Raw genomic sequence first — 21,241 nt, 5'->3', positions numbered from 1 at the left:
GGCTCAAGGCCCAACCTCTCGCCCCTCCCTGCTGAAGCTGCACCAAATCGCAGGCACAAAAAAGCCCCGCCGAAGCGGGGCTTTTTCAGCAGTGAAGCTTCAGGTTAGATAACCTGAACTTCCTCAGCTTGCATGCCCTTCTGGCCGCGAGTAGCGACGAAGGAAACCTGCTGGCCTTCTTTCAGGCTCTTGAAACCGTCGCCCTGGATGGCGCGGAAGTGTACGAAAAGGTCGTCACCGGATTGTGGAGTGATGAAGCCGAAGCCTTTCTCATCGTTGAACCACTTAACGGTACCGGTTTGGCGATTGGACATTTGAATGTCTCCTTGAACAAGGTAGAGATGATTTGAACGGGCAAATACCCCGAACGGTGACTGTGTGCAAGGAGTTAGGAGTCGTAGCAATGATCGGATCGAAATCTAAACATGTAGCGATTCACGGTGACACATGCAGCAGCAGCCAATGAAAGATACTCCATTTCTGACGCAATGCGAGCATTATTTTCAGTTTCCAGCTAAAGCGTCAGAGATGCGGCGCATCATCCCGCTTCGTGGCCTTTGAACCCGCTCCGTGGGGTCGGTAAGATGCACACCCTCATATATATGCCCACCAGCCCAATCAGGACGCCCGCCATGAGCATCAAATCGGATAAGTGGATTCGCCGGATGGCCCAGGAGCACGGCATGATCGAGCCCTACGTGGAACGCCAGGTGCGGACCGAGGGCAGCGAGCGCCTGATTTCCTACGGCGTATCCAGTTACGGCTACGACGTGCGCTGCGCCGACGAATTCAAGATCTTCACCAATATCAATTCGGCGGTTGTCGACCCGAAGAATTTCGATGAGAAGAGTTTCGTCGACGTTAAAAGCGATGTGTGCATCATCCCGCCGAACTCTTTCGCACTGGCGCGCACGGTCGAATATTTCCGCATTCCGCGCAACGTGCTGACCATCTGCCTCGGCAAGAGCACTTATGCCCGCTGCGGCATCATCGTCAATGTCACGCCACTCGAGCCAGAGTGGGAAGGCCATGTGACGCTGGAGTTTTCCAACACCACCACCTTGCCAGCCAAGATCTACGCGAACGAAGGCGTCGCGCAGATGCTGTTCCTGGAGTCGGATGAAGAGTGCGAGACCTCCTACCGTGATCGCGGTGGCAAGTATCAGGGCCAGCGTGGCGTGACGTTGCCCAAGGCCTGATCGGTTTCGCGAACGGTTTCAGCTCTTTCGGGCGGTGCGATTGCCGCCTGCATGTCTTGCGCTCGAAAAAAAATGCCCGCACGAGTGCGGGCATTTTCATTGTTTGATAGGACGGCAGTCCGTCCCATCAAACAGACGGCTTAGCCAGCGAAATTCTTCGCGACGAAGTCCCAGTTAACGACGTTCCAGAATGCTTCGACAAACTTCGGACGCGCATTGCGGTAGTCGATGTAATAGGCGTGTTCCCATACGTCGCAGGTCAGCAGCGGGCGGTCGCCAGCGGTCATCGGGTTGCCGGCACCGATGGTGCTGGCCAGGCCGACGCTGCCGTCGGACTTCTTCACCAGCCAGGCCCAGCCGGAGCCGAAGGTGCCGATAGCGGTCTTGGTGAACTCTTCCTTGAACTTGTCGAAGGAACCGAACGCGGCGTTGATGGCCTCAGCCAGCGCACCAGTCGGCTCGCCACCGGCGTTCGGGGCCATGCAGTTCCAGAAGAACGTGTGGTTCCAGACCTGAGCGGCGTTGTTGAAAATGCCACCGGACGAGGTCTTGATGATGGTTTCCAGATCCTTGCCTTCGAACTCGGTGCCCGGGATCAGGTTGTTCAGGTTGGTCACGTAGGCCTGGTGATGCTTGCCGTGGTGATACTCGAAAGTCTCGGCAGAAATGTGCGGCTCGAGGGCATTCTTTTCAAACGGAAGCGGCGGCAATTCGAAAGCCATGATGTATCTCCTGCTCAGGTGTCGAGGATTGATGCGGCCAGCTTGAAGGAAGCAGTAATCGCTGATGAACAGCGCGCTGCGGAACGGAGAAAACTGCTCAGATGTCGTCCGTTTCGCCTGTCTTCTCCTTCGCTCGCTGCATGCGTGCGCAATCTCTTGGCCGTTCACGGGCGGCCGTGGTGCAAGCTGAAGCGTTCTGCTCCATGCCTGCGAATCAAGGATCATAGCACCCGCCCTTTGGCAAAACCACGCGGCAACTGTGTGGGAAAGCCGGTGCCAGACCGCCTTTATGAATGGCGGTTCAGATACCTGCGGGTGTGTCGAGCCCTCTGCGTGGACCGCAGTCAGGGCCTCTCGTTCCTCAGGCTGTGACGATCAACTGCAACGCAACGGCGAACATCATGGTTGCCACGCCAAGATCGATCAGCCGCCAGGTGAGAGGGCGAGCGAGCCAGGGCGCCAGCCAGGCGCCACCAAGCGCCAGTATCAGGAACCAGATCGTCGATGCGCTGGCAGCGCCCAGGGTATAGGCGCCGGGCTCGGGTTGCTGAGCGCCGAGTGAACCGATCAGCAGGACGGTGTCGAGGTACACGTGAGGATTGAGCAATGTGACCGCCAAGGCTGTGAGCAATACGCTGCGCAGAGAGCGCGAACGGGTTTGCTCATCCTCGCGCAAGCCTTGCGGCCGTGCTGCGCGACGCAGGGCGATGACGCCATAAAACAGCAGAAAGCCCACGCCACCCCAGCGAGTAATTTGCAACAGCAGCGGATTTTCCGCCAGGACTGCAGCCAGGCCAAAAACCCCAATGCTGACCAGCATTATGTCGCAGACGATGCACAGCGCCGCGACCGGCAAGTGATGCTCGCGGCGAAGACTCTGTGCCAGCACGAACGCATTCTGCGCGCCGATGGCGATGATCAGACCGGCCGTTACCAGCAAGCCGTTGAAATAGCTTTGCCACATGTCGCTCTGCCTGTTTTCGTGAGAAGTGCGCGCAGTGTCAGGTGTGACCTGCTATAAGAAAAACGAAATATGGTAATGCGTCATAAGGAAATCTGATGTTCGATTACAAGCTGCTCGCCGCCTTGGCTGCAGTGGTTGAGCAGGCTGGGTTTGATCGCGCTGCGCAGGCGCTGGGGTTATCGCAATCGGCTGTGTCGCAGCGCATCAAACTGCTCGAGGCGCGACTGGGACAGCCAGTGCTGTTGCGCGCCTCACCGCCACAGCCCACTGACGTGGGCAGGCGCTTGCTCAGTCATGTGCAGCAAGTGCGTCTGCTTGAGAGCGATCTGCAGGGACAGGTGCCCGAGCTGGATGAGCACCGCTTCCCGGAGCGACTGCGTATTGCCTTGAACTCCGACAGCCTGGCGACGTGGTGGCCCGGCGCGGTGGGGCCATTCTGCACGCAGCACGGCGTTGTATTCGATCATGTGCTGGAGGATCAGGATGTCGGCTTGAAGCGGATGCGTGCAGGGGAGGTGGCTGCGTGCGTCTGTGCCGTGGAGCGGCCACTGGCTGGAGCGCGCAGCGAATTTCTTGGGCGCATGCGCTACCGAGCGCTGGCCAGTCCCGCTTACGTTGCGCGCTATATCAAGCCAGGCGCGTCGGTAGAGGCCCTGCTAAACGCACCCGCCATTGTCTTCGGTCCCGATGACCAGCTGCAGCATCGCTATCTGGCATCGCTCGGTCTGAAGGGGGCGTTCAGTCATCATCTCTGTCCGTCATCCGAAGGGTTTTTGCGTTTGCTATTGAGCGATCTCGGTTGGGGGCTGGTGCCGGAGTTGCAGGTGCGTGCGGAGCTGGCCAGCGGGGTGCTGGTCGACGTGTATGAAGGGGAGCCGATCGATGTACCGTTGTACTGGCACCACTGGCGCAACGGCGGTGAGCTGCTTGCTGAACTCACGCGCCAGCTGTCGCGCTCGGCCAAGCAGTGGTTGGTTGACTGAATGATTCAACCCAGGACGCGCTGCCCACGGTAAATGCGGACGGAGGTCCCGCTCAGCGCAGTGTCAGAGCTGATCGCCTGGATTGGCACATCGCTATAGATCGCCAGCTGCTTGCCGAGCTCTCGCGTCATGTCGTCACCGGAGCAGAGGCAGGCTGTCAGCATTGTTTGGATTGCATCCGGCTGGCTGAGACGGATGTCGAGCTGTTGTTCTTCGCGCAGTCGGCGCCGCAGCTGCTGCATGCAGTCCAGCACAGCCTTGTTGAATTCCATAGTGAAGTCTCCTCCTAACGATCAGGCGTTACTGCTCCTTGGCCAACATCCCTGTCGGCAAGCCTTATCCAGTGGCATCAGCTGTAAAGCAACAGCCGTACCATTTCTTGCCTTGTTCCTGATGTGTCGAGGAGAAAACAGGCCGAGGAGGCGGGGCAGCAGGGTTTCCCGCGCAGCTTCGCATGGCGCAGCGACATCGGGGCCAGAGGTGTTACTGGCTCGTATGCACGGTCTTGATTCGATCCGGTCCGAAATGCCTGCTCAAGGTGCGTTTGTGCGGATCGATGCCACTGAAGTGAGGTTGCTGAGTCGTTATACTGCGCGCTGTCTCTCGCTCCGCGCCATAAAGGTATCCCATGCGCAATGATGCTCACGACGAACTGGACAACATACCCAGCCTGACCGCTGGCCGCGATCGCGATCCTTACCCGACGCCAGAGCTCGAGCCGGCCGGCAAGTCCGAACGCAGCGTGCGTGATGACGGTCGCTCGCGTCAGAAACGGCGTACGGCCAGTACCGCGCCCTTGTGGGTGCTGATCGTTGCGCTGTTCGCTCTGCTGATCGCGATGGGCTGGTGGGGCATGCAGCAGGTGGCCAGGCTCGAAGCCCAGCTGGTCGCAACTCAGGAAAGCTTTGCTCGCATCAGCGAAGACGCCTCCGGTCGGTTGCAGGACATCTCCGGCAAAATCGTGGCGACCGAGTCCAGCGTAACCACCGAGGGCGAGGCCCTGAAGTTGCGCATCAAGCAACTGGAAAAGCAGGCGCTTGACTTAGCCGAGCAACAGCGGGCGATAACCACCCAGCAGCAAAGCCTGACCGGCAGACAAGGCAATCAGGATAAGCGCCTCGATGAGCAGAACACCCGCATCGAGACCCTCACCACTGACGTGAATGGGCATCAGGCCGCTACCGTAACGCTGGCCGAGACCGTGAAACGAGTCGCCGGAGAGCAGTCTGCACTGCAGTCATCTATGGCGGAGGTGAAAAGTTCGGTCGCCGAGCTGGGCAAGCTATCCGGACGCATCGATGGGCTGAGCAAGGACATCGCAGCACTGAAGCAGAAGGGCGACCCCAGCCAGGCGATCAGTCGGCTGGAGCAAGACGTGCTGATCCTGCGCAGCGAGCTGGACAACCGACCGGCAGCTACGCCGGGAGTTGTTACATCCGAATTCGACGCATTCCGTGCCCAGATGACCCGTAGCATCAACGCGCTGCAAGGTCAGATCGCAAACCTTCAGCAGCAGATCGACCAACGCTAGACGGACCCAGACGAAATGCCGCTGCGGCGTCAGCCCAGCGGCCGGTATGACCGGCAGAGCGGCGATTGATAGATCGAGCGCCAGAGGTCGACCTATCCTCTGGTTGCGGTTATCAGGGTCCTGGGAATCATGTTGGTCAGCACGAGCTTATGCACGACCGTGGGTCAGGCGCTTGCCTGGTTAGATAACGCAGAGCACATAAGAAATATCCCGTTACAAATTAGCTAGCCGTTGCGCTTATGTGATGTGTGCTGCTGGCCGCTAACGATTAGTCATGTAAAGTCGAGCGGAGGATAAGGGTATCAGTACCTTGGCTTTTGCATGTCGCCATGCAAGCGCGTCGCGCAAGGGCTACCAAGGACTTGCTTAAATACGAAGCGTCTATGGCTAAAAGCTTGTATTCGGCGCGGCTGACACGGGGATGTGGATAGCTTCTCCAATGCTCCAGTTGAGTAACTAAAATGTCGTCCCTGATCGACCTGTTGCTGAGCCGCCTGGCTACGTTGTTGCCCATCGAACTCAAATCCAGTGAGTTCATAAAACTGGTCATTCCGCATCGGCATTCGATGTTGATCAGCCAGCGTCGCGCCACCTTGATTGTCAATCGCGTCAGACTCTTCGCCTTTCTGTTCGCCGTGCTGACCCCGCTTTGGGGAATCATCGACCTGCTGGTCTTCACCTACCCGCTGTGGCTCGGTCTGGCAACCTTTCGCCTGTTGGCGTGCGCAGCCTTTGCCAGCTTGCTGCTGTTCTATCGGCCCAGCGGCAACCTGTTCGACGCCTATAGAGCGGTTGCGCTGCTGTTCGCCATACCGACGGCTTTCTACGTCGCTTCACATACGTTGCTGGGCGGCTATCAACTCACCCAGATGTCCGCTGTGGTTGCGACGGGCTATGCGTTTCTTCCTTTCGTGCTGATGGCCGGCCTGGCCATATTCCCGCTGACCTTGTTGGAGAACCTGACGATGGCATCCGTGCTCCTCCTGGCGCACGGGTTGGCGGGTTACCTATCATGGACGACGCTTAACTGGCCTTCCTATGCGGGTGGGTTCTGGCTGCTGATTCTGATTGCTGGGGTCACTACGCTGGCGAGTCTCAGTCAGTTGGCCTTCATGATTGCGCTGGTTCGCCAGGCGATCCGTGACCCTCTGACTGGCGTCTTCTGTCGCGGCAGTGGGCAGGAAATCCTGAAGCTGCAGTGGGACACAGCGAGACGTCACGACACAGGGCTGGCCGTAGCCTTCATCGACCTCGATCACTTCAAGCAGATCAACGACGCCTACGGTCATGAAGCGGGTGATCGGGTGCTGTGCGAATGCACCAAGCACATGTTGGCCAGCCTGCGCAGCACCGACACGCTGATGCGCTGGGGCGGCGAGGAATTCGTCGTGATCATGCCTGACACCGACCAGCAACAGGCGCGTCTGGCGCTCAGTCGCATGGTCAGGGACGGGCTGGGAACACGACCTGACGGCAACCCGGTCACCGCCAGTATCGGGCTGGCTGAGCGTTGCATTGACTTCGCAGAGAGCGCTAACGAGCTGCTGGATCTGGCTGACAAGCGGATGTATCTGGCTAAGTCGTCCGGGCGCAATCGCTTGTGTTTCGAGACCTATGGCGAGACGTCTGCACGACCTCCTACCGCAGCTTGAGCAGCCTCAACGGTTCACCCCGAAGACGTGTTTGAGATAGCTGACGAAGGCCTCGTCCCGGCACATGGTTTTGCCGGGTGAGTCGGAAATCTTCGCGACCGGCTGACCGTTGCAGCTGGTCATCTTGATCACCATGTTGGTGGGCTCGACACCGGGTATGTCACAGGTCAGTTGGGTACCGATGCCATAGCTGGTGTTGCTGCGTCCGGCCAGGGCGCGATAAATGCCAAGCGCTTTCGGAAAGTCCAGTCCGTCGGAAAAGACCAGCTGTCGGCTCATCGGGTCTATGCCCAGCCGCCGATAGTGCGCAATCGCTTTCTCGGCCCACTCGACCGGGTCGCCCGAGTCGTGGCGCAGCCCGTCGAAGAGCTTCGCCAGATAGAGATCGAAATCGGCTGTGAAGGCATCCATGGTGATGCAATCAGTGATGGCGATGCCCAGAGCGCCGCGATATTCACGGGCCCAGCAGTCCAGTGCAGCGCTTTGACTGTCGATCAGCCTGGGGCCGAGCTGCTGGTGCGCCATGATCCACTCATGAGCCATCGTGCCCATGGGTTTCAGGTTCAGGGTGCGGGCCAGGTGAACGTTGCTGGTGCCAACGAAGTTACCAGGAAAGGCTTCCTTCAGTCGTTTGACCACCGCAGCCTGCACGCCAAAAGAGAAGCGCCGGCGCGTGCCAAAGTCGGCAAGATTGAAACCGGAAAGCTCGTGGGGGGTGGCTTCGTCGCGCAGCCACTGCAGTTTTTCCTCCAGACGATCGGTGGCCTGCGCAAGCGTCACCTGCGGATAGCGCGCCCGGTTGCGTACCTCGCTGATGATCGCCAACAGCGGTACTTCGAACAGGATGATGTGCAGCCAGGGACCGCGCAGATAGACCACCAGCTCGCCATCTTCAAGCTCTACCCGCACGTAGCGAGGATCGAAGCGAAAGAGCCCGAGAAAGCGGATGAAGTCCGGCTGCATGTAAGGAATGCGCTCAAGGAATGCTAGCTCGGCGGGCTCGAATCGCAGTTCTGCCAGGGCTTGGATCTGTTCCCTGATGGCGTCCAGATAAGGCGTGAGGTCTTCTTCCGAGCGGCTGCGAAAGGCCCATTCCACCTCTGCGTTGGGGTAGTGGTGCAGCACCGCCTGCATCATCGTCAGCTTGTAATAGTCAGTATCCAGCAGGCTCTGGATGATTCGTTCGGAAAATGCGCTGACGCTCATGGAGGCTCCGTGGACTGAGGCGGGATCAGGCTCCGCCGATACCTTCTACTACCTTACCGGTACCGCCGCAGTTTGGGCATTCCCCTGAGTCAACACGACCGCTGCCGTTACAGGCAGGGCAGACATTTTCACCGGTTCCTGGTGTGCCAGGTGGTGCCTGGTCCCCAGGGTTGGTGATACTGGCTTGCTTGTTCATATCATTCATAAGCGTTGTCCAGTGCAAGTAAGGTGAGCGACCAAAGTTATCGAACGGTTGCGCTCGATAGATTGAGATCTATAAGTAATGCCAGGCGCCGACATATTGTCGCCGTCGTTTTAGCTTTTATTAACGCGGTGCCCGTTAAAACAAAAAGGGCAAAGGTTTTATCCTTTGCCCTTTTCGAAACGGCTTGAAGTTAGCTGTTGCTGTTGCGACCACCGCCGTGGCTGTTCTGTCCGCCTTTACGGCCAGCCTCGGAAGCCTTTTCGCGGTCGTTTGCAAAGTTGCCACCGCTGTTATGGCCGCCTTTTTTGCCAGCTTCAGATGCTTTTTCGCGATCGTTTGCGAAGTTGCCTGGGTTTTTATTTGCCATGTCTTTCTCTCCTCAATGGATAAGACTTCTGCGGGGCTGAACAACTTCATCAGCCTTCATAATTTCAGAGCCGAGTACCGCGGCAGGAGTTTCCAGCGGTTAACAAGCGGCGGACGAATGGTTATCAAGAACAATGGGTAATGGCGCGCTGCGATCAAACCGAACGGTGAGCCGAGCCGTTTGATCTGCAGTCGACGTTACAGCGTGAGCAGAGAAAGCGCCTAGCGGCCAGCGTCAGCTGGCCTTGGGGCAGTAGACGTACATAACCGACTTGCAAAGCTGTCGGCCCTGGCACGCTGATTGTCATCATAGTCCCAGTAACCCGGCCTGCACGAGGTCGTGACCAAGCGCCGACCGAACCGTCTTTGCGCACTGCGTTCTATACCTATAACAATCGACGAAGCGACGGAGGCGATATGGAGAACTACCACATCACGCATGACCAGGATCGTTGGGTGCTGCGCGAAGAAGGTGACAAGCGCGCGTTGCTTGAAGCGGCCACCAAGGAAGACATCATCAACGAGACCCGCGACTACATGAAGTTGCGCACCGCCTCGGTGAAGATCCACACCCTCGACGGTAAAATCGAAGAGGAGCGGACCTATCCGCGAGATCAGGATCCGCGGGAGACCAAGGGCTAGGTCCGCTGCAGTTCGAGCCGGCGTTGATACTGACGCGTGCCCACCCCTACCGCCCAGCATGCCAGGATGAACGGCATGGTGAGCGGTGGCACCCCAGCGTGTTCGAAGGCGAGCCTGGCGATGATGGCCAGAGCGATGCCCAATGCGGGTGCCACCGCCGAACGGTGCACCTGGCTCAGCGCCAAGGCGGCCAGGGCCGGGTTGTAGCCTGCGAGCCCGGCCAGTGCTTGGGTTTCGGCCGCACCGGCCGTCAGCGCCGTATAGATGCCGATCGCCGATCCACAGAGCGTCCATAGCGCGGCGCGACGATCCGCCAGCAACAGGGCGGCCAACAGGCAGAGCCCTGCGATCGGGTCGGCGAGAAACATGACCTGACCCACCCCACGCAGCATGCCACCTATTGCGCCCCATCCATCCAGGCGGTGCTCGGGCACGCGTGCCTCGATTACCGAATCAAGCACCCCGCACAGCCCCAGGGCCAACCAGCCAAGCAGCACGAATGCCAGGGTGAAGCCTGGCAAGCTGCCGCGCTCGCGCATCCTCCGAAGGAGGTGCTGCTGCAGCACAGACGACAGCGCGCTTGTCAGCAGGATCAGCAGGCAAGCGACTGGAGAGAGCCCGAGCAGCAGCGTTATCAGCAACCCCAGCAACGCCGCGTTGTAGCCGTACAACCCCGTTTCGATATCGGCGTGCGAGTAGCGGCGCAACCATGCGGTTAGGGTGCCGCCCAACAGGCCGAGCAGTGCCCCAGCCAGCAGGGTGCGGTCATGGATGCCGATGGCGATAAGGATCAGCAGGCCGCAACCCTGATGGCGTTGCAGAAAGATCTGGCTGATTCCATTGAACGACGAGCGCAACAGGTATGCGAAAGATAACCGCATGTATACAGCCGTATGGATGTTGTCTGGACGTGGTTACAAGCGAAGGCCGAGCGTCTGCACCGGGGGAAGCCTCCGGTGCGGGGCCGCTTGAATTGGCAGGTTAGTTGAGCGTCTCGATACGCAACGAGTTGGTCGTGCCAGACTGCCCCAGGGGCACGCCAGCGGTGATCAGCACGGTGTCGCCAGTGCCCGCCATGCCTTGCGCGCGGGCTCGCTCCAGGGCGTTGAGGCACACCTGTTCCATGTCGTACATGCGTGCGTCGATTGCCGAATAAACGCCCCAGGCCACGGTCAGCTTGCGCGCTGTTGTGAGGTTTGGTGTGAGGCTCAGTATCGGTGCGCTTGGCCGCTCGCGAGAGGCGCGCAGGCTGGAGCGTCCGGATTCGGTGTAGTTGACCAGCACCGCGATGGGCAGGATGCCGCTGATCCGTCGGATGGCACAGCTGATGGCATCCGGTAGCGTCGCTTCGGCGTTGGGCCGATTGACGTCGAGCTGGGCCTGGAAGTCCGGTCCGCTTTCGACCTGACGGATGATCTTGCTCATCATGCCCACAGCTTCCAGTGGGTACTCGCCCGATGCCGTTTCCGCCGAGAGCATCACCGCATCGGCACCTTCAGCCACGGCATTGGCCACGTCAGTCACCTCGGCTCGGGTCGGGGCAGGGGAGAAGCGCATCGATTCGAGCATCTGTGTCGCCACTACCACCGGCCGGCCCAGGTGTCGGCACGTGCGTACGATGTTGCGCTGGATACGTGGCACGTTTTCAGCCGGCAGTTCTACGCCTAAATCGCCGCGCGCCACCATGATCGCATCGCAGAGCCTGGCGATTTCCCGCAGGTGCTGCACGGCCGAGGGTTTCTCGATCTTGGCCATGAGGAACGCACGATTGCCGATCAGCTCGCGCGCTTCGTGAATGTCCTGCGGACGCTGGACGAAAGACAGCGCCACCCAGTCAACACCCAGTTCCAGACCAAAGGCCAGATCGCGGCGATCCTTTTCGGTCAGCGGGCTTAGCTCCAGTACGGCCTCAGGTACGTTGACACCTTTGCGGTCGGACAGCTCGCCACCGGCCACCACCCGCGTATCGATGGCATCGGCGTGCTTGGCGATTACGGTCAGGCGAAGGCGGCCGTCGTCCACCAGCAGGCTCATGCCGGGCTGCAACGCGTCGATGATCTCAGGATGGGGCAGGTTCACCCGGCTGCTGTCGCCCGGTGTCGGATCAAGATCCAGACGCAGGGTCTCGCCCCGGGTGACGGTTACCTTGCCTTCGGCGAAGCGACCGACCCGCAGCTTCGGGCCTTGAAGATCCATGAGGATGCCGATCGGCTGGTTCAACTGGCGCTCTACCTCACGAATCCAGGCGAAGCGTTGGGCGTGATCGGCGTGCTCCCCATGGCTGAAGTTGAGGCGGAACAGATTCACCCCGGCCTCTACCAGCTCGCGCACATCATCGATGGTGCGCGTGGCCGGTCCCAGGGTGGCGAGGATCTTGACCTTCTTGTCCGGTGTCATGGCAGGGGCTCTATGGGCAGTTGGGGTTGTAGGTATCGCCGCCTTCTAGCGAGGCGACGGCAAGATCAGGATGGCGCGGAAGTCGTTGACGTTGGTCCGCGTTGGGCCGGTCATCAGCAGCGCATCGAGTGCCTGGAAGTAACCATAGCCGTTGTTGTTCGCCAGCTCGTCGGCCGCACTGAGGCCCAGGGCTTCGGCGCGGGCGTAGCTGTCCGGGGTCATCAGCGCGCCGGCGTTGTCTTCTGAACCGTCAATGCCATCGGTATCACCTGCCAATGCGTATACCCCAGGCAGGCCCTTGAGGTTTTCCGTCAGGCTCAGCAGAAACTCGGCGTTGCGACCACCTCGGCCATTGCCACGAACCGATACGGTGGTTTCGCCGCCGGAAAGAATCACGCAGGGCGGTGTGAGGGGCTGGCCGTGCAGGACGATTTGGCGAGCGATGCCGCCATGAACCTTGGCGACCTCTCTCGACTCGCCCTCCAGGTCCCCGAGGATCAGCGGTGTGATACCGGCGGCGCGGGCTTTATCGGCCGCCGCATCGAGCGATTGCTGAGGCTTGGCGATCAGCTGGAAATGGCTACGTGACAGGCACGGGTCGTCTGCTTTGACGGTTTCCGAGCGGGGATCTTCCAGCCAGGCACGGACGTTCTCTGGGATCTCGATGTTATAGCGCGCCAGGATCGCCAATGCCTGGACTGAGGTGGTGGGGTCCGCCACGGTCGGGCCGGAGGCAATCACCGTCGCTTCATCGCCCGGTACATCGGAGATCGCGTAGGTGTAGACGCTGGCAGGCCAGCAAGCTTTGGCCAGGCGGCCACCCTTGATCGCCGAAAGGTGCTTGCGCACACAGTTCATCTCGCCGATATGGGCACCGGAGCGCAGCAGTGCTTTGTTGATTGCCTGCTTGTCGGCAAGGCTGATGCCCTCGGCCGGCAATGCCAGCAGCGACGAGCCGCCACCAGAGAGCAGGAAAATTACCCGGTCGCTTTCTTCGAGGTTGCTGACCATGTCCAGCACGCGGCGGGCGACGCGTTCGCCGGCATCGTCAGGCACCGGATGTGCGGCTTCCACTACCTCGATCTTGCGACAGTTGGCGCCGTGCCCGTAGCGCGTCACCACCAGGCCGGAGAGGTCACCTTCCCATGCCGCTTCGATGGCTTCGGCCATGGCTGCTGCTGCTTTGCCCGCACCAATCACGATGGCACGACCGCTGCGGTCGGCCGGCAAATGGTCTGCCAGCACTTGGCGTGGATGGGCAGCACCAATGGCGGCGGTGAACAGGTCGCGCAGGAAGGCTTGCGGGTCGAGGTTCATGTACAACTCCATCTATGAGGTCAGGTGCCCGATTCCAGACCTTAGAGCTCTGTTATGCAAGTAGAAAAGCCCTGAGGTTTGGAATCGACCCACCCGGCAGTCGGGCCGTGACTCCTCGTGCCGAGCAGGTCGAAAGGGGTGCTGCCCGAGGGCAGCGGTCGGATCGCAGATGCGTAGGGATGGGGTGTGGGGGACGCTATGATTCCTAGCCCTTACAACTCCAATCCGACCCTTTGAGCATCACCGCGCCAAGCATGGCGGTTCCCACCACCTGGTCTGTCTGTCCCTGAAGGTGGGCGCTTGGTTCGACGCAGCGTGCTCGAAGGTTGAAGGTCTGGTTAGTCCTTGCGGATCGAGAAATTGGCCATGTGTTCCAGACCTTTGATCAGTGCCGAGTGGTCCCAACCGCTACCACCGATCGCCGCACAAGTGCTGAACACCTGCTGGGCGTTGGCGGTGTTGGGAAGGTTCAGGCCCAGCTCGCGGGCGCCGGCCAGGGCGAGATTCAGGTCCTTCTGGTGCAGGCTGATGCGGAAGCCTGGATCGAAGGTGCCTTTGATCATGCGCTCGCCGTGCACTTCCAGAATCTTCGATCCGGCGAAACCGCCCATCAACGCCTCGCGGACACGGGCCGGATCGGCACCGTTCTTCGCCGCGAACAGCAGGGCTTCACCGACCGCCTGAATGTTCAGTGCCACGATGATCTGGTTGGCGACCTTGGCGGTTTGCCCGTCACCGTTACCACCGACGAGGGTGATGTTCTTACCCATGGCCTGAAACAGCGGCAGGGCGCGGGCAAAGCTGTCTTCGCTGCCGCCGACCATGATCGACAGCGTCGCGGCCTTGGCGCCGACTTCGCCGCCGGAGACGGGGGCGTCGAGGTAGCGGGCACCCGTGGCGTTGATCTTCTCGGCGAAGGCCTTTGTAGCGCTGGGGGAGATCGAGCTCATGTCGATCACCAGTTTATTCGGGCCGACGCCCTCGGCGATGCCGTTCTCGCGGAACAGCACGTCTTCGACCTGCGGGGTGTCCGGCACCATGATGATGATGAATTCGGCTTCCTGAGCGACCTCCTTCGGGTTCGCCAGGGCGACGGCGCCTGCCTCGATCAGCGCGGCCGGGGCCGGGTCGTGGTGTTCGGACAGGAAGATGCTGTGCCCGGCTTTCTGGAGGTTCTGAGCCATGGGCAGGCCCATGATGCCGGTGCCGATGAATCCGATCTTAGCCATGTGTGTTCTCCTCGATTCTGTGGGGCAGGCCGCTGCTCGGCCTGCGTTGCGGCGTGACCGCAGGTAGCGGTCAGATGGCGTTGTGGCTCTTCAGCCAGCCGAGGCCTGCTTCGGTGGTAGTTGCCGGCTTGTATTCGCAGCCAACCCAGCCGCCGTAGCCGATGCGGTCCAGGTGCTCGAACAGGAAGCGATAGTTGATCTCGCCGGTGCCCGGCTCGTTGCGTCCGGGGTTGTCCGCCAGCTGGATATGGTTGATCGCCGTCAGGTTGTTCTCTACGGTACGCGCCAGGTCTCCCTCCATGATCTGCATGTGGTAGATGTCGTATTGAAGGAACAGGTTGGGGCTGCTGACCTTGTCGCGAATCTCCAGCGCCTGCGAGGTGTTGTTGAGGAAGAAGCGCGGAATGTCGCGGGTGTTGATCATTTCCATGACCAGGCGGATGCCCTCGGCTTCGAGCTTTTGCGCGGCGTAGCGCAGGTTTTCGATGAAGGTCATCTCCAGTTTGCCGAGGTCGGCGCCCTTCGGTGCGATGCCGGCCAGGCAGTTGATCTGGGTATTGCCCAATACCTTGGCGTAGGCGATGGCCTTGTCCACGCCAGCCCGAAATTCTTCGGTTCGCTCCGGGTCGCAGGCAATGCCACGATCGCCGTTGGCCCAGTCGCCAGCCGGCAGGTTGAACAGCACCTGGGTCAGCTTGTTGGCATCCAGGCGCGCCTTGATCTCTTCGGCCGGATAGTCGTAGGGAAACAGGTACTCGACACCGCCGAAGCCTGCATCGGCAGCGGCTGCGAAGCGGTCAAGAAAGTCCATTTCGGTAAATAGCATGGACAGGTTGGCGGCAAAGCGGGGCATGGGTATCTCCTTGTCTGTACGGACAGTTGGTGGATGTGCTGCGCGACATTCACCCTACGGGTTACTGCGGTGGTGCATTTGGTGGATATGCTTTGCGATATCCACCCTACGGGTCCGAGGTGTGCTCGCCCGTAGGCTGGAAGACCGCGAAGCGTCTTCCACGCGTTGGGTAAGTCAATCCAACAACGCGACCGCCGTCGGTGCGTCTTCCCGGCCCTCGGCCAGCGGCTCGAATTCGTTGATGGCGTCGATCTCGGTGCCCATGGCGATGTTGGTTACCCGCTCGAGAATCACCTCAATGACGACCGGCACCTGGTGCTCGGCCATCCAGGCCTGTGCCTGTTCGATGGCGGGGCGCAGGTCTTCCTGGCGGAACACGCGGATCGCCTTGCAGCCCAGGCCCTCGACCACCGCGACGTGGTCGACGCCGTAGCCTTCCATGCCGCTGTGGTCGGCATTGATGTTCTCGAAGCCGAGCTGAACGCAGTAGTCCATCTCGAAACCGCGCTGCGCCTGGCGGATCAGACCCAGGTAGGCGTTGTTCACCAGGATGTGGATGTAAGGCAGCTTGAACTGCGCGCCTACCGCCAGTTCCTCGATCATGAACTGGAAGTCGTAGTCGCCCGAGAGCGCCACCACCTTGCGGGTCGGGTCCGCCGCAGCCACGCCCAGCGCTGCCGGAATGGTCCAGCCGAGCGGGCCGGCTTGGCCGCAATTGATCCAGTGGCGCGGCTTGTAGACATGCAGGAACTGCGCGGCAGCGATCTGCGACAGGCCAATGGTGCTGACGTAGCAGGCGTCGCGACCGAAGGCGTTGTTCATGCACTGGTATACGCGCTGCGGCTTCATGGGCACCGAGTCGAAGTGCGTCTTGCGCAACAGGGTGCGCTTGCGCTCCTGGCAGTCGGCGGCCCACGGCGTGCGATCTGGCAGCTTGCCCGCCGCCTTGCGTTCCTTGGCGACCTGGACGAACAGCTCTAGCGCAGCGCCGGCATCGGAGGTGATGCCAAAGTCCGGCGAGAACACACGGCCGATCTGAGTCGGCTCGATATCCACGTGCACGAAGGTGCGGTCCTTGGTGTAGACGTCGACCGAGCCGGTGTGGCGATTGGCCCAGCGGTTACCGATGCCGAGCACAAAATCCGAGGCGAGCATGTTGGCGTTGCCGTAGCGGTGGCTGGTCTGCAAGCCGCACATGCCGGCCATGAGCGGGTGGTCGTCAGGAATCGAGCCCCAGCCCATCAGCGTCGGGATCACCGGTACGCCAACGGTCTCGGCGAACTCAACCAGCAAGGCTTCGGCGCCGGCGTTGTAGATACCGCCGCCTGCGACGATCAGCGGCCGTTCGGCGGCGCAGAGCATGTCGATGGCTTTCTCGATCTGCTTGCGGGTGGCCGCCGGCTTGTACACGGAAAGCGGCTCGTAGGTTTCGACGTCGAACTCGATCTCGGCCATCTGCACGTCGAACGGCAGGTCGATCAGCACCGGGCCGGGGCGACCGGAGCGCATGACATGGAAGGCCTGCTGGAACACGCGCGGCACCAGTGCCGGCTCACGCACGGTCACGGCCCACTTGGTGACCGGCTTGGCGATGGACTCAATGTCCACGGCCTGGAAGTCTTCCTTGTAAAGACGTGCACGCGGCGCCTGGCCGGTGATGCAGAGAATCGGTATCGAGTCGGCCCAGGCGGAATAGAGGCCGGTGATCATGTCGGTGCCGGCCGGACCCGAGGTGCCGATGCATACGCCGATATTGCCCGCCTTGGTGCGGGTGTAACCCTCGGCCATGTGCGAGGCGCCCTCGACGTGGCGGGCGAGGATGTGACGGATGCTGCCGTCGGCCCGCAGGGCGGAATACAGCGGGTTGATCGCGGCGCCGGGGATGCCGAAGGCGGTATCTATGCCTTCCTTACGCAACACCGCGACGGCGGCATCGATTGCTCTCATTCGGGCCATCTGTCGTTCCTCTTCGGTAACTCGATAGTTTTTATACGTGGCCTAAGCATGAAGGGCTGGCCAGAGTGAGGGAATTGGCCGAAACTTCAGTTCTGTCGATATCAGGAGTATCGAATGGATCGCTACACGACCCTGCACAGCTTCGTACTGGTCGCCGAGAGCGGCAGCTTCGCCGCCGCTGCGCTGAAGGAGGGCGTGACGCCGGTGGTCATGGGCCGCCGACTCGATGCGCTGGAGCGGCACCTGGGCGTCAAACTGATGCACCGTTCGACGCGCGGGTTGGCGCTGACCGATCTCGGTGAGCAATACCTGGAGCGCGCCCGCGCCTTGCTCAAGGATTTCGACGAAGCCGATGCGAGCATCAGCCACCACGGCACCTCGGTGCGCGGACACCTGGTGATCTCGGCGCCCGCTGCGTTCGGTCGTCGGCATATCGGTCCGCACGCGCCAGCGTTCCAGGCGCGTTACCCGGACCTGCAGCTTTCATTCAACTTCACTGACAGCGTGGTCGATCTGGTGCGCCACGGTTACGACATGGGCATCCGGATCGGTGAGGTGACCGACCCCAACTATGTCGCCATCAAGCTGTTCCCCAACCGTCGCGTGGTTTGCGGCGCGCCGGATTATTTCGAGCGCCAGGGCGTGCCGCGAACGTTGGAAGACCTGGCGCGGCACAACTGCCTGGCGTTCAACCTGCAGGGCGGGCAGCAGCGCGGTTGGACCTTTCTGCGTGACGGCAAACAGGTGGCGGTACGGGTGGCGGGCAATCTGGACTGCAACGATGGCGAGCTTTTGTTCGACTGGGTCAAGCAAGGGCTGGGGATTGGTTGGCGCTCGACCTGGGAGATACAGGCCGAGCTCAAGCGCGGCGAGTTGGTGACGGTGCTCGATGAATTTGCCCTGTCAGCCTATGACATCCAGGCGGTCTACCCCCAGCAGCGTTATCTGCCGGCCAAGGTCCGCTTCTTCATCGACTATCTCAAGCAGGTCTACAACGCGCCGGGCTATTGGGAAGTGCGCTGAGCCGAACCACGCCGGTCTGCTTCTGGTCGTAGGGTGGATGTCGCGAAGCACATCCACGCGCTGCGGCTGTCAACCAATCGCAGGCTATCGTCAAGAGGTGCCCAGTGGATCAACTGAAAATCGCCACCTTCAACATCAATGGCATCCGTGCCCGTCGGACCAACCTGCTGCAATGGCTCGAGCGCGAACAGCCCGACGTGGTCTGCCTGCAGGAGCTGAAGGCGCAGGATGCCGATTTCCCCATCGACGACATCCGCGCGGCCGGTTACGGCGCCATCTGGCAGGGGCAGAAGTCCTGGAATGGGGTGGCAATCCTGTCCAAGGGCGACGACCCACTGGAGATCCGCCGTGGCTTGCCGGGCGATCCGGACGATACGCATAGCCGGTATCTGGAAGCCGCCGCGCATGGCGTTATCGTGGCCTGCCTCTATTTGCCCAACGGCAACCCCCAGCCGGGGCCGAAGTTCGACTACAAGCTGAGCTGGTTCGAACGCTTCATCGAACACGCCGCCGGGCTGTTCGCCAACGGCCATCCGGTGGTGCTGGCGGGCGACTACAACGTGGTGCCAACCGACGAGGACATCTACAATCCCCGCTCCTGGACCAAGGATGCGCTGCTGCAACCCGAAAGCCGGGCGTGCTTCCAGCGGCTGTTGGATCAGGGTTGGACCGATGCACTACGCGCCAGGTATCCGGACGAGCGCATCTACACCTTTTGGGATTATTTTCGCCAGCACTGGCAGAAGAATTCCGGTCTGCGTATCGACCATCTGTTGCTGAGTGCTGACCTGGCGCCACGACTGGTCGATGCTGGGGTGGATCGCTGGGTGCGCGATCAGGAGCACGCCAGCGACCATGCGCCGACCTGGATAACCCTTCGTGGTGAAGCGGAGCAGGATGGCGCTGACAAGCCGGTCAAGCGCAGCAAGGCCAAAAGCACCGCCAAGTAACATCATCGGCGCCGGACCACAGGTTTGGCGCTTGTCCGTTTCCACAGGAGCCGCTAGCTACATGCACCGCCGTCGTCGTGCTCCCGTCTGGATAGCCCTCTTCGCCGTCCTGTTGCATCTGTGCTCGATGCCGCTGATGGCCGCGCACATGCGGGCTATGGCCGTTGCGGGTGGGTATGGTGCAATGGCCGAAACGGGCCAGCACCCTGTGGACCACGCTCACCATGATCATTCCAGCGAGTCTGCACCGGCTCAGAGCCATCACCAGGGCATGCCTTGCTGCTGCGCCGCGGGATCGGCCTCGCTGGCGGCGATTCCATCCGGCACGCCGGTTTTGCTTCAGCCTCGGCGGGTATCGCTCGGTAACCTGCCCTGGACCACCGCACCACCGCTATCGCCCCGAAATCGCTGGCCCAGCCTCAATCCTCGCGCCTCTCCGCTCGCCTGATCGACTCACGCCCAGTCAGTCACGTGGCCTTGCGTTGCCGTCATGCAACGCAAGGCAGTGCCCTGTCCCTGGCCGTCTTCTAGGCCGGTGACGTTATTGATCGAGTAAGCGAGCATGTCCCATATTGCCGTTGATGCCCGCCCTGAGGCATCACCCCTGGCTTCCCGCACGCAGCAGCCGCTGCTGGCGCTTTTGATTCGTCTGCACCTGTACGTTGGGCTGTTGGTAGGCCCGTTCATCTTCGTTGCTGCCTTGAGCGGTTTGGTCTATGCGCTGACACCGCAGCTCGAGGACCGGCTGTACGCCGAGCAGCTCTACACCAATAGCACCGGTACGCCGCAGCCGCTGGCAAGGCAGATCGAGGTGGCCCAAGCCTATATTGGCGAAGCGGCCACGCTGTCGGCGGTGCGCCCGGCACCGCAAACGGGCACCACCACGCGAGTGATGTTCAAGGCGCCCGGCCTTGGCGCATCGGAGAGCCGAGCCGTGTTCGTCGACCCGGTGACCAGCGAAATCCGGGGTGAACTGCTCGTCTACGGCACCAGTGGCGTGCTGCCGTTGCGCACCTGGCTTGACCAGTTTCACCGAAGCCTGCTGCTGGGCGAGCCGGGGCGGCTCTACAGCGAGTTGGCCGCATCCTGGCTATGGGTGGCCGCGTTGGGCGGGTTTGCCCTGTGGTTCATCCGCCGGCGCCGTACCCCAGGGGCCGCGCGCTCGAGAGGCTTGAGGCACTGGCACACCACGCTGGGGCTGTGCCTGCTGATCGGGCTGCTGTTCTTCTCCGCAACGGGCCTGACCTGGTCGCGCTGGGCGGGCGGCAACATCGGTGTCGCGCGGGCAGCGCTGGGCATGTCGACACCCAGCGTGTCCACCGCGCTGGAGCGCGAAGCGGTTGCACCTGCAGGTGAGCATGCGCATCACATCGGAATGGCGATGCCGGCTGCCGGTACCGTTGAACCTGAGATGTTCGATGCACTGCTGCGCACCGCGCGAGAGGGTGGGATAGAGGCCGGCAAGGTCGAGATCGTGCCGGCTGCAGGGCCGGGTCGTGCCTGGACAGTGTCGGAAATCGACCGCAGCTGGCCCACCCAGGTCGATGCCGTGGCCGTCGATCCGCACACGCTGAGCATCACTGATCGCACCGATTTCTCGACGTTCCCGATTGCCGCCAAACTGACGCGCTGGGGTATCGACGCGCACATGGGGTCACTGTTCGGCCTGGCCAATCAGCTGCTGCTGGCCATCACCGCGCTGGGGCTGGCGGCGATGGTGGTCATCGGGTATCTGATGTGGTGGCGGCGTCGCGGTCAGCGTCGCGCCGGCCGGCAGGGCATCGTTGCAGTGCTGCTTGAGCTGTCACCCCGGGCCCGCTGGGCTGTCGCGGCCGCCGCGTTGACGTTCGGCTATTGCCTGCCGGTGCTGGGCGGCAGCCTTTTGCTTTTTCTTCTGATGGAGCTGCTGCTTACGGCACCCTGGCGCACCTGGCCCGGAGTGGGCCGGCAGGCGGAGGATGCGTGACCGGCGCGCCTTGATGCCACGCTGAGGCTATACAGCGAACGTCGCTCATAACCCCCGTGACGTGGGGCTCGGTCTCTGAG

The 21,241-nt window shown here is 61.4% G+C and carries 21 protein-coding genes; 9 read left to right on the top strand and 12 right to left on the bottom strand.

Annotation, left to right across the window (positions count from 1 at the left end; translation table 11 throughout):
- Window positions 1–104: 104 nt before the first annotated feature.
- Window positions 105–314 carry a cold-shock protein gene (locus JQR87_RS14460; RefSeq protein WP_003282211.1) on the bottom strand — a complete coding sequence of 70 codons (210 nt, stop codon included), beginning with the start codon at window positions 312–314 and terminating at the stop codon, window positions 105–107.
- Window positions 315–632: 318 nt separating this feature from the next.
- Here JQR87_RS14460 and dcd point away from each other — a divergent pair, with 318 nt between their 5' ends.
- Entirely contained in the window at window positions 633–1,199 is a 567-nt protein-coding gene (gene dcd / locus JQR87_RS14455; RefSeq protein ID WP_102835792.1) for a dCTP deaminase, read from the top strand.
- A 140-nt stretch (window positions 1,200–1,339) separates the two neighbouring features.
- On the opposite strand, the gene JQR87_RS14450 is transcribed toward dcd, so the two are convergent.
- Together JQR87_RS14450 and JQR87_RS14445 are read right to left on the bottom strand one after the other, a co-directional pair.
- Entirely contained in the window at window positions 1,340–1,921 is a 582-nt protein-coding gene (locus JQR87_RS14450) for a superoxide dismutase (protein ID WP_407295907.1), read from the bottom strand.
- Window positions 1,922–2,282: 361 nt separating this feature from the next.
- On the bottom strand, window positions 2,283–2,885 hold the full coding sequence (locus JQR87_RS14445) for a LysE/ArgO family amino acid transporter (RefSeq protein WP_407295909.1): 603 nt from the start codon (window positions 2,883–2,885) through the stop codon (window positions 2,283–2,285).
- 95 nt (window positions 2,886–2,980) lie between these two features.
- Between JQR87_RS14445 and JQR87_RS14440 the strand changes: the two genes are divergently transcribed.
- Window positions 2,981–3,868 (top strand): LysR family transcriptional regulator ArgP, encoded by an 888-nt coding sequence (locus JQR87_RS14440; protein WP_407295911.1) that lies wholly within the window; start codon window positions 2,981–2,983, stop codon window positions 3,866–3,868.
- Window positions 3,869–3,873: 5 nt separating this feature from the next.
- On the opposite strand, the gene JQR87_RS14435 is transcribed toward JQR87_RS14440, so the two are convergent.
- Window positions 3,874–4,140 carry a hypothetical protein gene (locus JQR87_RS14435; RefSeq protein WP_407295913.1) on the bottom strand — a complete coding sequence of 89 codons (267 nt, stop codon included), beginning with the start codon at window positions 4,138–4,140 and terminating at the stop codon, window positions 3,874–3,876.
- Between the two features lie 356 nt (window positions 4,141–4,496).
- Here JQR87_RS14435 and JQR87_RS14430 point away from each other — a divergent pair, with 356 nt between their 5' ends.
- Window positions 4,497–5,399, top strand: a complete 903-nt coding sequence (locus JQR87_RS14430) for an ATPase (RefSeq protein ID WP_407295915.1) — start codon at window positions 4,497–4,499, stop codon at window positions 5,397–5,399.
- Window positions 5,400–5,860: 461 nt separating this feature from the next.
- The gene (locus tag JQR87_RS14425; protein WP_407295917.1) at window positions 5,861–7,051 is read left to right on the top strand and encodes a GGDEF domain-containing protein; all 1,191 of its coding nucleotides are present in this window, start codon (window positions 5,861–5,863) and stop codon (window positions 7,049–7,051) included.
- A gap of 6 nt (window positions 7,052–7,057) precedes the next feature.
- Here the strand turns inward: JQR87_RS14425 and pncB are convergent, their stop codons facing one another.
- Together pncB and JQR87_RS14415 are read right to left on the bottom strand one after the other, a co-directional pair.
- Entirely contained in the window at window positions 7,058–8,257 is a 1,200-nt protein-coding gene (pncB, locus tag JQR87_RS14420) for a nicotinate phosphoribosyltransferase (protein WP_407295918.1), read from the bottom strand.
- A gap of 395 nt (window positions 8,258–8,652) precedes the next feature.
- Window positions 8,653–8,829, bottom strand: coding sequence for a general stress protein (locus JQR87_RS14415; protein WP_019342274.1), 177 nt, complete (start codon window positions 8,827–8,829; stop codon window positions 8,653–8,655).
- Between the two features lie 416 nt (window positions 8,830–9,245).
- Between JQR87_RS14415 and JQR87_RS14410 the strand changes: the two genes are divergently transcribed.
- Complete coding sequence (locus JQR87_RS14410) at window positions 9,246–9,470, top strand: DUF2188 domain-containing protein (protein WP_407295920.1); 225 nt, start codon at window positions 9,246–9,248, stop codon at window positions 9,468–9,470.
- On the opposite strand, the gene JQR87_RS14405 is transcribed toward JQR87_RS14410, so the two are convergent.
- From JQR87_RS14405 to gcl, 6 genes are all read right to left on the bottom strand, one after another.
- Window positions 9,467–10,351, bottom strand: coding sequence for an urea transporter (locus tag JQR87_RS14405; RefSeq protein ID WP_407295922.1), 885 nt, complete (start codon window positions 10,349–10,351; stop codon window positions 9,467–9,469). The two genes, JQR87_RS14410 and JQR87_RS14405, sit on opposite strands and share 4 nt — an antisense overlap.
- A gap of 100 nt (window positions 10,352–10,451) precedes the next feature.
- The gene (gene pyk, locus JQR87_RS14400; protein WP_407295923.1) at window positions 10,452–11,867 is read right to left on the bottom strand and encodes a pyruvate kinase; all 1,416 of its coding nucleotides are present in this window, start codon (window positions 11,865–11,867) and stop codon (window positions 10,452–10,454) included.
- 45 nt (window positions 11,868–11,912) lie between these two features.
- Entirely contained in the window at window positions 11,913–13,184 is a 1,272-nt protein-coding gene (locus tag JQR87_RS14395) for a glycerate kinase type-2 family protein (protein WP_407295924.1), read from the bottom strand.
- A 338-nt stretch (window positions 13,185–13,522) separates the two neighbouring features.
- Complete coding sequence (locus JQR87_RS14390) at window positions 13,523–14,413, bottom strand: 2-hydroxy-3-oxopropionate reductase (protein ID WP_407295925.1); 891 nt, start codon at window positions 14,411–14,413, stop codon at window positions 13,523–13,525.
- A 70-nt stretch (window positions 14,414–14,483) separates the two neighbouring features.
- On the bottom strand, window positions 14,484–15,266 hold the full coding sequence (gene hyi, locus JQR87_RS14385) for a hydroxypyruvate isomerase (protein WP_407295926.1): 783 nt from the start codon (window positions 15,264–15,266) through the stop codon (window positions 14,484–14,486).
- A gap of 174 nt (window positions 15,267–15,440) precedes the next feature.
- Window positions 15,441–17,222, bottom strand: coding sequence for a glyoxylate carboligase (gcl, locus tag JQR87_RS14380; protein ID WP_407295927.1), 1,782 nt, complete (start codon window positions 17,220–17,222; stop codon window positions 15,441–15,443).
- A gap of 114 nt (window positions 17,223–17,336) precedes the next feature.
- Here gcl and JQR87_RS14375 point away from each other — a divergent pair, with 114 nt between their 5' ends.
- The 4 genes from JQR87_RS14375 to JQR87_RS14360 all read left to right on the top strand — a co-directional run bounded on the left by JQR87_RS14375 (window position 17,337) and on the right by JQR87_RS14360 (window position 21,161).
- Window positions 17,337–18,245, top strand: coding sequence for a LysR family transcriptional regulator (locus JQR87_RS14375; RefSeq protein ID WP_407295928.1), 909 nt, complete (start codon window positions 17,337–17,339; stop codon window positions 18,243–18,245).
- 104 nt (window positions 18,246–18,349) lie between these two features.
- Window positions 18,350–19,195 carry an exodeoxyribonuclease III gene (gene xth, locus JQR87_RS14370; protein WP_407295930.1) on the top strand — a complete coding sequence of 282 codons (846 nt, stop codon included), beginning with the start codon at window positions 18,350–18,352 and terminating at the stop codon, window positions 19,193–19,195.
- A 61-nt stretch (window positions 19,196–19,256) separates the two neighbouring features.
- Window positions 19,257–19,643 (top strand): DUF2946 domain-containing protein, encoded by a 387-nt coding sequence (locus tag JQR87_RS14365; protein WP_407295931.1) that lies wholly within the window; start codon window positions 19,257–19,259, stop codon window positions 19,641–19,643.
- Between the two features lie 114 nt (window positions 19,644–19,757).
- On the top strand, window positions 19,758–21,161 hold the full coding sequence (locus JQR87_RS14360) for a PepSY-associated TM helix domain-containing protein (RefSeq protein ID WP_407295933.1): 1,404 nt from the start codon (window positions 19,758–19,760) through the stop codon (window positions 21,159–21,161).
- The last annotated feature ends 80 nt before the right edge of the window (window positions 21,162–21,241 follow it).

The sequence above is a fragment of the Stutzerimonas stutzeri genome (assembly GCF_051028275.1).
In the GTDB taxonomy this organism is placed as follows: Bacteria; Pseudomonadota; Gammaproteobacteria; order Pseudomonadales; family Pseudomonadaceae; genus Stutzerimonas; species Stutzerimonas stutzeri_AS.
This window is presented reverse-complemented; position numbering and strand designations above follow the sequence as displayed.